The 10,043-nt window shown below is 44.1% G+C and carries 9 protein-coding genes; 8 read left to right on the top strand and 1 reads right to left on the bottom strand.

The window, feature by feature from the left end; translation table 11 throughout:
• The 7 genes from tig to AACR09_RS06490 form a co-directional block, all read left to right on the top strand.
• Positions 1-1,205 (top strand): trigger factor (gene tig, locus AACR09_RS06520; RefSeq protein WP_228011005.1); only part of this gene is annotated, 1,205 nt, incomplete at its 5' end.
• A 105-nt stretch (positions 1,206-1,310) separates the two neighbouring features.
• Positions 1,311-1,937 carry an ATP-dependent Clp endopeptidase proteolytic subunit ClpP gene (gene clpP / locus AACR09_RS06515; protein ID WP_004736080.1) on the top strand — a complete coding sequence of 209 codons (627 nt, stop codon included), beginning with the start codon at positions 1,311-1,313 and terminating at the stop codon, positions 1,935-1,937.
• 81 nt (positions 1,938-2,018) lie between these two features.
• The gene (clpX, locus tag AACR09_RS06510) at positions 2,019-3,299 is read left to right on the top strand and encodes an ATP-dependent protease ATP-binding subunit ClpX (protein WP_193836228.1); all 1,281 of its coding nucleotides are present in this window, start codon (positions 2,019-2,021) and stop codon (positions 3,297-3,299) included.
• 132 nt (positions 3,300-3,431) lie between these two features.
• Positions 3,432-5,783 (top strand): endopeptidase La, encoded by a 2,352-nt coding sequence (gene lon, locus AACR09_RS06505; protein ID WP_017076773.1) that lies wholly within the window; start codon positions 3,432-3,434, stop codon positions 5,781-5,783.
• A 170-nt stretch (positions 5,784-5,953) separates the two neighbouring features.
• Complete coding sequence (locus tag AACR09_RS06500; RefSeq protein ID WP_012604504.1) at positions 5,954-6,247, top strand: HU family DNA-binding protein; 294 nt, start codon at positions 5,954-5,956, stop codon at positions 6,245-6,247.
• A 220-nt stretch (positions 6,248-6,467) separates the two neighbouring features.
• Positions 6,468-8,333: a peptidylprolyl isomerase gene (gene ppiD, locus AACR09_RS06495; RefSeq protein WP_004736085.1), complete on the top strand. Its 1,866-nt coding sequence runs from the start codon at positions 6,468-6,470 to the stop codon at positions 8,331-8,333.
• Positions 8,334-8,594: 261 nt separating this feature from the next.
• Positions 8,595-8,894: a ComEA family DNA-binding protein gene (locus AACR09_RS06490; protein WP_054548192.1), complete on the top strand. Its 300-nt coding sequence runs from the start codon at positions 8,595-8,597 to the stop codon at positions 8,892-8,894.
• On the opposite strand, the gene rrtA is transcribed toward AACR09_RS06490, so the two are convergent.
• Entirely contained in the window at positions 8,885-9,433 is a 549-nt protein-coding gene (rrtA, locus tag AACR09_RS06485; protein ID WP_193836227.1) for a rhombosortase, read from the bottom strand. The genes AACR09_RS06490 and rrtA overlap by 10 nt on opposite strands.
• A 9-nt stretch (positions 9,434-9,442) precedes the next feature.
• On the opposite strand from rrtA, the gene AACR09_RS06480 reads away from it, so the two are divergent.
• Positions 9,443-10,042, top strand: a complete 600-nt coding sequence (locus AACR09_RS06480; RefSeq protein ID WP_102446063.1) for a tRNA-uridine aminocarboxypropyltransferase — start codon at positions 9,443-9,445, stop codon at positions 10,040-10,042.
• Position 10,043 lies beyond the last annotated feature (1 nt).

Raw genomic sequence — 10,043 nt, 5'->3', positions numbered from 1 at the left:
TACGCAACATCGCGAAAAACCGTCGTTTCGATGGTTTCCGTAAAGGCAAAGTGCCTATGAAGATGGTTGCTAAAATGTACGGCAAAGCAGTACGTCAAGACGTGATGGGCGAAGTAATGCAACGTCACTTCATCGAAGCGATCGTTAAAGAGAAAATCAACCCAGCTGGCGCACCTACTTTCGCACCAGTTGAAAACAACGAAGGCGCTGACCTAGTATTCAACGCAACTTTTGAAGTTTACCCAGAAGTTGAGCTGAAAGGTCTAGAAAACATCACTGTTGAGAAACCAGCAGTAGAAGTTAAAGAAGCTGACGTTGAAGAGATGATCGAAACTCTACGTAAGCAACAAGCAACTTGGACTGAAGTTGAAGCTGCTGCTGACGCTGGTTCTCGTGCAACTATCGACTTCGTTGGTTCTATCGACGGTGAAGAGTTCGAAGGCGGTAAAGCTGAGAACTTCCCACTAGAGATGGGTGCTGGTCGCATGATCCCTGGTTTTGAAGACGGTATCGTTGGTAAAACAGCAGGTATGGAATTCGAAATCGAAGTAAACTTCCCAGAAGATTACCACGCTGAAAACCTAAAAGGTAAAGCTGCTAAGTTCTCTATCAAGCTGAACAAAGTTGAAGCTCGTGAGCTTCCAGAACTAAACGAAGAATTCGTTTCTAAGTTCGGCGCAGCTGAAGGCGTTGAAGGCCTTAAAGCTGAAGTTCGTAAGAACATGGAGCGTGAGCTTAAGCAAGCTGTTAAGAACCGCATCAAAGAGCAAGCAATCGACGGCCTAGTTAACGAAAACAACATCGACGTACCTTCTGCTCTAATCGATCAAGAGATCGGTGTTCTACGTCAACAAGCTGCTCAACGTTTCGGTGGCAACACTGAAGCTGCTGACCAACTTCCACGTGAGCTGTTCGAAGAGCAAGCTAAACGTCGCGTAGTTGTAGGTCTTCTTCTTGGTGAAGTAATCAAGACTGAAGAACTAAAAGCTGACGACGAGAAAGTTAAAGCTATCATCGAAGAGATGGCTACAGCATACGAAGATCCAACAGAAGTTATTGCTTACTACGAGCAAAACGAGCAAATGATGAACAACATGCGCAATGTTGCTCTAGAAGAGCAAGCTATTGATGCAATCATCGCTAAAGCTCAAGTTTCTGATAAAGAAGTTAGCTTCAACGAGCTAATGAATCAGCAACCTGCTTAATATAGTAATATCTGACGTAGAAGGTTGACGTACGGTCAACAATTCTGCTAACAATGGTCCGTATGATTTAATCATTCGGGCCATTTATTTTAGGGACATAAGAATATGAGCTACCAAGAAAAAAATACAATGCCATCGATTATGGACGCACTAGTTCCTATGGTGGTTGAACAGACTTCCCGTGGTGAACGTTCTTACGATATTTATTCTCGTCTATTAAAAGAACGTATCATTTTCTTAACAGGTCAAGTGGAAGACCACATGGCAAATCTTGTCGTGGCTCAACTGCTTTTCTTGGAATCAGAAAACCCAGACAAAGATATCTATCTTTACATCAACTCACCTGGCGGTAGCGTAACAGCGGGCATGTCTATCTACGACACAATGCAGTTCATCAAGCCAAACGTGAGCACAGTATGTATGGGTCAAGCTTGCTCTATGGGTGCATTCTTACTAGCGGGTGGTACTCCTGGTAAGCGTCACGTGCTTCCAAACTCACGTGTAATGATTCACCAGCCACTTGGCGGCTTCCAAGGCCAAGCGTCTGATATTCAAATTCACGCGCAAGAGATCCTAACGATCAAACAAAAGCTAAACAAACTATTGGCAGAGCACACTGGTCAGCCTTTAGAAGTTGTTGAGCGTGATACAGATCGTGATAATTTTATGTCTGCTGATCAAGCAGTAGAATACGGCTTGGTAGATTCAGTTCTTAATCACCGTGGTCAATAATTGCACGGCAATTGTTTAACGCAAAGTGATTCAAATTGATATACACTCAAGCATAGAGAGTAAAGGCTAAGAGGTTAGCGAATGACAGATAAAAGCAAAGAGGGTGGTAGCGGTAAACTGCTTTACTGCTCTTTCTGTGGCAAAAGCCAACACGAAGTTCGCAAGTTAATCGCAGGTCCTTCTGTTTACATTTGTGATGAATGTGTCGATCTTTGTAACGACATTATTCGTGAAGAAATTAAAGATGTTCTTCCTAAGAAAGAATCGGAATCGCTGCCAACGCCGCGTGAGATTCGTGAGCATCTTGACGACTATGTAATCGGTCAAGAATACGCGAAGAAAGTGCTAGCAGTTGCGGTATACAACCACTACAAGCGTTTGCGTAATGGTGACACGACAGCTGAAGGCGTAGAGCTAGGTAAGAGTAACATTCTTCTTATCGGTCCTACTGGTAGTGGTAAAACGCTACTGGCTGAAACACTGGCTCGTTTCCTAGACGTTCCATTCACAATGGCAGATGCAACAACACTAACCGAAGCCGGTTATGTGGGCGAAGATGTTGAAAACATCATCCAGAAGTTGCTTCAGAAGTGTGATTATGACGTTGCGAAAGCAGAACGCGGCATTGTTTACATCGATGAAATCGACAAGATTTCTCGTAAAGCTGAAAACCCATCAATCACGCGTGACGTGTCTGGTGAAGGTGTACAGCAAGCTCTACTTAAACTTGTTGAAGGTACAGTTGCTTCAGTTCCACCTCAAGGTGGTCGTAAGCATCCACAGCAAGAGTTCTTGCAAGTGGACACGTCTAAGATCCTATTTATTTGTGGCGGAGCGTTCTCTGGCCTAGATAAAGTGATCGAGCAACGTGTAGAAAAAGGTTCGAGCATTGGTTTTGGCGCAGAAGTGCGTTCAAAAGATGAAGCAAAAACTGTGGGTGAACTGTTCACTCAAGTTGAACCTGAAGATCTCGTGAAGTACGGTCTAATTCCGGAATTCATTGGTCGTCTACCCGTGACAACGACATTGACAGAACTTGACGAAGAAGCTCTAGTTCAAATTCTTTGTGAACCGAAGAATGCGCTTACTAAGCAGTACGCAGCATTATTTGAAATCGAAGAGACTGAATTAGAATTCCGCGACGATGCTCTACGTGCAATTGCGAAGAAAGCAATGGAACGTAAAACGGGTGCTCGTGGTCTGCGTTCTATCTTGGAGGGTGTTCTACTAGAAACTATGTACGAACTGCCATCTTCTACAGACGTAAGCAAGGTTGTGATTGATGAGTCGGTAATTAATGGTGAGTCAGAACCACTGTTGATTTACAGCAACTCAGATAACCAAACAGCGGTTGCAGAGTAGGTCTTTTTTAGACAAGTCACTCAAATTGAAAAAGGAGGTAAGCAATTACCTCCTTTTTTTTATTCTTCCATTGAATCCAGTCGTTTAAGCCCCATATACTGCTTTATAAGTTAAAGCGGAAGAGAGAAATATATGAACTTGGAACGTTCCGAGCGTATCGAAATCCCCGTGCTACCTCTACGTGATGTAGTGGTTTACCCACACATGGTTATTCCATTGTTTGTCGGTCGTGAAAAATCGATTACTTGCCTTGAATCGGCAATGGAAGCTAACAAACAAGTACTACTTGTAGCGCAGAAAGAAGCGGACACTGATGAGCCTTCAATCGACGACCTATTTAACGTAGGTACCGTCGCTACTATTCTTCAGTTGCTAAAGCTGCCTGATGGTACTGTGAAAGTACTTGTCGAAGGTCAGCAGCGTGCAAAAATTCACCAGTTCAAAGAGAGTGAGTTTTTCTTAGCGGATGCCGAATACGTTGTAACCTCAGAACTTGACGAAAAAGAACAAGAAGTGGTTGTTCGCAGCGCGATCAATCAATTCGAAGGCTTTATTAAGCTAAACAAAAAAATCCCACCAGAAGTTCTAACGTCTCTGAACGGTATTGATGAGGCTGCACGCCTAGCCGATACGATTGCAGCGCACATGCCACTTAAATTGGTTGATAAGCAGCACGTTCTAGAAATCGCAGATGTGACTGAACGTCTGGAATTCTTAATGGGCCAAATGGAGTCAGAAATTGACATCCTGCAAGTTGAAAAACGCATTCGTGGCCGCGTTAAGAAGCAGATGGAGAAATCTCAGCGCGAGTACTACCTGAATGAGCAAATGAAAGCGATTCAGAAAGAACTGGGCGAGATGGATGACGCACCTGATGAATTCGAGACTCTGAAGAAGAAGATCGAAGATTCAAAAATGCCTCAAGAAGCTCGTGAAAAAACCGAGCAAGAACTGCAAAAACTGAAAATGATGTCGCCAATGTCTGCTGAAGCAACAGTAGTACGTAGCTACATTGATTGGATGGTTGGTGTTCCTTGGGCTAAGCGTTCAAAAGTTAAAAAGAATTTAGCGAAAGCGGAAGAGGTCTTGAATGAAGACCACTACGGCTTAGAGCGTGTTAAAGAACGTATTCTTGAATACTTGGCAGTACAAAATCGAATTAACAAGCTAAAAGGTCCAATCCTTTGTCTTGTTGGTCCTCCTGGTGTCGGTAAAACCTCGCTAGGCCGTTCGATTGCAGCGGCAACGGGCCGTAAGTACACTCGTATGGCTCTTGGTGGCGTACGTGACGAAGCGGAAATCCGCGGTCACCGTCGTACTTACATCGGTTCACTTCCGGGTAAACTGATCCAGAAGATGTCTAAAGTTGGTGTTAAGAACCCACTGTTCCTATTAGATGAGATCGATAAGATGTCTTCTGATATGCGTGGCGACCCGTCTTCAGCGCTTCTAGAAGTGTTAGATCCAGAGCAAAACGTTGCATTCAACGATCACTACCTAGAAGTAGATTACGATCTGTCAGACGTCATGTTTGTTGCAACGTCTAACTCAATGGACATTCCTGGCCCGTTACTGGACCGTATGGAAGTGATTCGTCTGTCGGGTTACACAGAAGATGAAAAGCTGAACATCGCTAAAAGTCACTTACTGGACAAACAAGTCCAACGTAACGGCCTTAAGCCTCACGAGATTAATATCGAAGATTCAGCTATCGTTGGCATTATTCGTTATTACACGCGTGAAGCGGGTGTGCGTAATCTAGAGCGTGAAATCTCGAAGATTTGTCGTAAAGCAGTTAAGAATATCTTGCTAGACAGCAGCCTTAAGTCTGTAACGGTTAACATTGATAACCTGAAAGAGTACTTAGGCGTTCAACGTCATGACTTTGGTAAAGCGGATGAGAGTAACCGTATCGGTCAAGTGACGGGTTTAGCGTGGACTCAAGTGGGTGGTGACCTACTGACTATCGAAACTGAATCAATGCCAGGTAAAGGCAAGCTAACGCAAACCGGTTCTCTTGGCGATGTGATGAAAGAGTCGATTCAAGCAGCCATGACTGTGGTTCGTTCTCGTGCTGAAAATCTGGGTATTAACACAGATTTCTACGAGAAACGTGATATTCACGTTCACGTACCGGAAGGTGCAACACCAAAAGATGGCCCAAGTGCGGGTATCGCAATGTGTACTGCATTGGTATCTAGCTTAACGGGTAATCCGGTGAAAGCTGAGGTCGGTATGACAGGTGAAATTACCCTTCGTGGTGAAGTTTTACCTATCGGTGGCTTGAAAGAAAAACTGCTTGCAGCACACCGTGGCGGCATCAAAACTGTCTTGATTCCTAAAGACAATGAGCGTGATTTGGAAGAGATTCCAGACAATGTAATCGCTGACTTAAAGGTGATTCCGGTCCAATGGATTGATGAAGTACTTAAAGTCGCGCTAGAACGAGATCCGTCAGGGGTCGAGTTTGACGTGAAAAAATAGTGATGCATAGCAAAAATAAGTAAAGAATTACGCTGATAGACCCGAAAAGGCTTGTCAGCGTTTTTTTTGGACGCTAAGTTATTTGACTAAAGCGGCAGCCCTTTTGCAATAAGGCTTGCGGCTAAATTAAAACCAAAATGGAACGTACAGTCATCGAGAAATAGTCACAGATGACACATAGGGGAAAAACAGTGAATAAAACACAACTAGTAGAATCAATCGCAGAAAACGCAGACATCTCTAAAGCTTCAGCTGGTCGCGCTCTAGACGCTTTCATCGAAGCAGTTGGCACAACGCTACAATCAGGTGACCAAGTTGCACTTGTTGGCTTTGGTACTTTCAGTGTTCGTACTCGTGCTGCTCGTACAGGTCGTAACCCAAAAACTGGTGAAGAGATCCAAATCGCAGAAGCTAAAGTACCTGGCTTCAAAGCAGGTAAAGCACTTAAAGACGCATGTAACTAATTTTCACTGCTGAAACCTCGCTTTTAGAGAGGGGAAGGCAGTAAAATGCGTTTACTGTTTGAAAAATGATGTTTCATTCTTAGACAGTATGTGTGCAAAGCACATTGAACTTATTTAAATTATGCGCATCCTACTGATGCGCATTTCTTTTTCTGATAATATCGCGTGAATAGATTTTTATTTTGAAGCCAATGCTTCATATCCGGAGAGCACTTAAATTATGATGGATCGATTACGCGAAGGCGTGAATAGCATCGCGGTAAAAATTATCCTTGGGTTGATTATCCTGTCATTCGTATTCGCAGGTGTAGGCAGCTACATCACCGGTGGCGGTAACAACGCAGCAGCTAAAGTTGGCAACACAGAAATTGCTCGTGGTGAGTTCGAACAAGCTTACCAAAACGAACGTAATCGTATGCAGTCTCAACTTGGCGATTACTTCGCTCAAATGCTTGCAGACCCTGCATACGTAGAGTCTTTCCGTAAATCAGTACTTGATCGCATGATCAACGATGTTCTACTCGAGCAGCAAGCTGAGTCACTAGGCCTACGAATCAGTGATTCTCAAATCCGTACAATGATTCTAGAAATGCCTCAGTTCCAAACTGCGGGTCAATTTGATCAAGAAGTTTACCAATCAGCACTGCGTCGTGCAGGTTTCAGCGCAGAAAGCTTCGCTGAATACATGCGTCGTGACCTAATGCGTAACCAGCTTGTGACTGCGCTTCAAGGCAGTGAATTTGTTCTTCAAGGCGAAATCGATACGCAAAGCAAACTTATTGCTCAAACTCGTGACATTCGTACAGTGACCTTGTCTGTTGCTGATCTAGCGAAAGGCATCGAACTAACTGACGAGCAAATCGAACAGTACTATTCTGAGAACCCTCAAGCTTACACTCGTCCAGAGCAAGCTAAGGTGTCTTACATCGAGCTTTCAGCTGAAGCACTTAAGTCTCAGCTTGAAGTAAGCGATGAAGAAGCACAGAAATACTACCAAGAGCACCTAGACAAGTATTCAACTGAAGAGCAACGTAAAGTTAGCCACATTCTAGTTCAAGGCGATGACGAAGCGAAAGCTCAGTCAATCCTAGATGAGCTAAATGCAGGCGCTGATTTTGCTACGCTAGCGGAAGAGAAATCTGACGACTTCGGTAGTGCAGATGTTGGCGGTGACTTAGGTTGGATTGAACGCGATGTTATGGACCCAGCATTCGAAGACGCGGCTTTCGCTCTTGAGAATATTGGCGATACTACTGGCCTAGTTAAATCTGATTTTGGCTACCACATCATCAAGCTAGACGAAGTAAAAGCGTCTCAAGCTCAGCCTTATACAGAAGTAGCGGCTGAGATTAAGCAAGAACTACTAGATCAGCATGCTGTAGACCAGTTCTACGAACAGCAAACTGAACTAGAAAAAGTAGCGTTTGAATTCCCAGATTCCTTAGATGATTCTGCAGAAGCTATCAATGCGAAGATCACGACAACAGATTTCATCTCTCAAGTTGACGCTCCGGAAGTTCTGATGACGCCTGCAGTTATGCAAGCTATCTTGAGCCCTGAAGTGAAAGAAGACGGTCTGAACTCTGAAGTTATCGAAGTTGCACCTGAGCACGTGATTGTTGTTCGTGTAGAAGAGACTCGCGACGAGACAGTTCTTCCTCTAGCTGAAGTGAAAGATCAAGTTGTCGCTGCATTGTCTGCTGTACAAGCTGAGCAACAAGCAGTTGAGCTAGGTGTTTCTCTAGTGAACGAGCTTAAGCAAGGTAACGAAGCAGTACTTGCAGATAACAACCTTGAGTTCACTGAACTTGAAACGATTGACCGTAACTCGCCACTAGCGGCGTCTGTATTCGCTCTAGCGAAACCAGAAGCAGGTCAAGCTGTGTTTGGTCAATCTAAAGACCAAGACGGTAACATCGTTGTTGTTGAGCTTTCTAAAGTAACGGCTGAAATCAACCCAGCTTACAGCACTCAAATTGGTGCACAGTTGGAACGAGTTGGTAATCAGCAAGACCTTACTAATGTACTAAACGTACTGCGTAAAAATGCAGACGTTGAATACTATGTAGTGGGTCAAGGTCAGTAAGCTCAGGTTAGCTTGAGTTAGATTAGCTCGGTAGTTAAGCCTGTTTGGTGGCTGACTACCGAGAATCAACATGCGATGGTTGTTGTTTTGCAAATTAGGTTTATTCGATAAATAAGAATTGCGAGCCAACAAACAAGCTGATGAAAACAAGATGTATAACGAAGCGGGTCACTTAGGTGACCCGCTTTATTTTTGTCTGGTGATTGTGTTATCTAGTGCGGTAAATGCATAAGTTACGTTTTTTGTTCAAAGGAACGGTTTATGCGCACGATATATTCAACACTACTTCTTTCATTTCTGATGGCCCTGAGCTCCCCAGCGTTTTCTGATAGCCCATCTAAAGCTGAGCTTTACGATGGCATCGAGATTACGGTAAACATTAATACTGCGACGGCAGAAGAACTCTCAGCGCTATTAGTTGGTGTCGGGGACAAGAAAGCCCAAGAGATCGTCGATTACAGAGATCAAAACGGTGCGTTTACGACTGCTGATGATTTGGTGAGTGTGAAAGGGATAGGTGAAGCGACGGTTGAAAAGAACCGCGAAAGAATTCAACTTTGATCCGTTTTTCTACTTGTTAGAAATGAAGAGATAGATATGAAGCCTCCGGCCAATGCACCTGCTAGGTGGGCTTCAATCGCGACACGAGCATTAATCAGTTCGCCAGTCGTGCTAGAAGGGCCAATAAGCTGCTCCCAAGCGATTTTAGCGATTAATCCCAATACTAACAGCCAACTTGATCTCCTACCGTTTAAAGCCTCACTGAGCGCGAATAAGCCAAACAACCCATGCAAAGTGCCAGATAGGCCAACATAGATCTGAATACTCGAAAACAACAGAGCGATCCCAGTCACTAAACTAATCACAAGCAGAGCAAGAACAAGCTGTTTTTTACTCGGTTGAAACAGGTAGCTGATGATCCATAAGCCTGCTAGATTCATCAGAAGGTGCGAGTAGTTGGTATGTGAAAAGTTTCCTGTTAGGATCCGCCACCATTGCCCCTCGGCAATCGCATTGCTATCCCATACGACCCAAGCTTGTATTGGCTCAAATTGGAATAAGACGCATAAAAGTGAAGTGAAAATTAAAACAGGGTACACATTAAATCCATGTCTCGTTATTGCCCCCAATGCAGCAAGGCTTTGAAAGCTTGTATTTGTCAGTGGGTTACACCACTCGAATCGAATGTTGAGCTTATCATTCTTCAGCACCCATCAGAAGAGCATCGCCCGATGGGAACTGCGCGTATCCTCTCGTTATCTCTAAATAACAGCGTGACGCTTGTCGGTGAAGATTTTTCAGACAACGAACAATTGAACGCATTGCTGGCCAATGAACATTACCAACATGTGATTTTATACCCAAGCGAAAACTCTGTTTCAGTTGAATCTGTGACATGCCCTAATAAGAAGCTGCGTGTGATTTTATTGGATGGGACGTGGAAGAAGGCGTTCAAGATGTGGCAGGTGTCGAGTAACTTGCATGCGCTGAGCACGGTTCATTTACCGAAAGAGCTCAAGGGTAATTATCGAATCCGTAAAGCGCCCAGTGAAAACAGCCTTTCTACCGTCGAAGCTGGCTATCATTTGCTTAGCTTGCTAGAGAGTGATGGTGACTTTAGCCCTTTGCTAACGGCATTTGACCAAATGATTCAGTTTCAAATCAATCAAATGCCGCCGGGTGTGTTTGAGAAAAACTACTTAGATTAAG

It is taken from the genome of Vibrio sp. OPT20 (assembly GCF_963889365.1).
Lineage (GTDB): Bacteria > Pseudomonadota > Gammaproteobacteria > Enterobacterales > Vibrionaceae > Vibrio > Vibrio splendidus.
This window is presented reverse-complemented; position numbering and strand designations above follow the sequence as displayed.

Bases quoted from the DNA above. Each gene is read 5' to 3' on its own strand.
- clpP (WP_004736080.1), top strand. From the start codon at position 1,311: ATGAGCTACCAAGAAAAAAATACAATGCCATCGATTATGGACGCACTA.
- clpX (WP_193836228.1), top strand. From the start codon at position 2,019: ATGACAGATAAAAGCAAAGAGGGTGGTAGCGGTAAACTGCTTTACTGC.
- lon (WP_017076773.1), top strand. From the start codon at position 3,432: ATGAACTTGGAACGTTCCGAGCGTATCGAAATCCCCGTGCTACCTCTA.
- AACR09_RS06500 (WP_012604504.1), top strand. From the start codon at position 5,954: ATGACACATAGGGGAAAAACAGTGAATAAAACACAACTAGTAGAATCA.
- ppiD (WP_004736085.1), top strand. From the start codon at position 6,468: ATGATGGATCGATTACGCGAAGGCGTGAATAGCATCGCGGTAAAAATT.
- AACR09_RS06490 (WP_054548192.1), top strand. From the start codon at position 8,595: ATGCGCACGATATATTCAACACTACTTCTTTCATTTCTGATGGCCCTG.
- AACR09_RS06480 (WP_102446063.1), top strand. From the start codon at position 9,443: ATGTCTCGTTATTGCCCCCAATGCAGCAAGGCTTTGAAAGCTTGTATT.